This is a genomic window from Salinispora goodfellowii, from assembly GCF_059570675.1.
The window spans coordinates 1-1030 of sequence record NZ_JCANTD010000105.1; the positions used below are offsets into that span (position 1 = coordinate 1).

1 pseudogene is annotated in these 1030 nt (G+C 64.0%); it reads right to left on the minus strand.

Annotated features, from left to right (window positions below):
- Positions 1–1030 (minus strand): annotated as a pseudogene (locus tag T398_RS26840) (peptidase S8); the annotation flags it as partial.

The window sequence follows — 1030 nt, forward strand, 5'->3', positions numbered from 1 at the left end:
AGCTTCAGCTTTCCGGTGTGGCGGTCGTTGTCGCCCTGTTTGAGGGTGACGGGTTTCCAGGTGGTGCCGTCGTCGTAGGAGACCTCAAGCTCCACCGTGGTGATGGTGCCGGTGCCGGAGCCGCCGGGCTGTGGTCTGGGGGTGATGCTGATTTCTTGTTTGGTGCCGGCCTCGACGTCGCCGCGCAGGTCGGTCTCCAACTCGTAGTCGAGCTGCAGCAGGGTAAGCGGTTCCGGGGTGTGTCGGTCAGCATCGTTGGTGCTGGAGATGAAGTCCCACTCGGTATGGGTGCGAGTGGACAGCCGCCACTCGTCTGCCGGACGGGAGGCGTCCAGCACCAGCCGGTACGGCAGCGTGCCGGCCGGCACCTCCTTGTGTGGCAGGTAGGCGCCGATGGTGTTCTCGTGCAGCAGGGTGTCACCTTGGTAGAGCTTCATGTTGGTCGGTACCGAGCCGTAGTGCATGTTTCCGGCGTGTTCTAGCTGGGTGCCCGACGGGCTCCAGGACTGTACGTTGAGGAGCATGGTGTCCTGGTACCGGCTGTTGCTGACGCTGTAGCCGCGGCCGAAGGCGGGTCGGACGGCGGGCGCGAACCAGTCATGGCGGGTGGTCGTGCCCTTGGCATACGTGTTGATGAACGATCGATCCTCCCAGTCGCCCTGTTTATGGTATTCCTGCCAGTCAGTGTCTGGAGTAACCCATTCGGTGCGGGTGCCGGGGTATTGCTCACGCTCGGGGAACCCGATCGCGGGGATGAAGGTCAGGTCGTAGCGGTAGCCCCCACCCGTGGCGTCCTTGGCAGCGTGGTAACGGGCGTCGATTCGGGCCAGGTCGTGGTGGTTGGGGTGGTAGGTGAGGGGCTGGTCCGGCACCCGCTCTCGCCAGACTTTGGCCAGGTCGTAGATGGTGTCGGTGTACTGCTTCTGGGTGACCTCCAGCGGTGGCATGCCGTGTTTGGCGAGTTTGGTCAGGATGTTGCCGATGTCGCGGTGGATGCTGGCGACGGGGATGGGGGAGTTGCCGACGTATT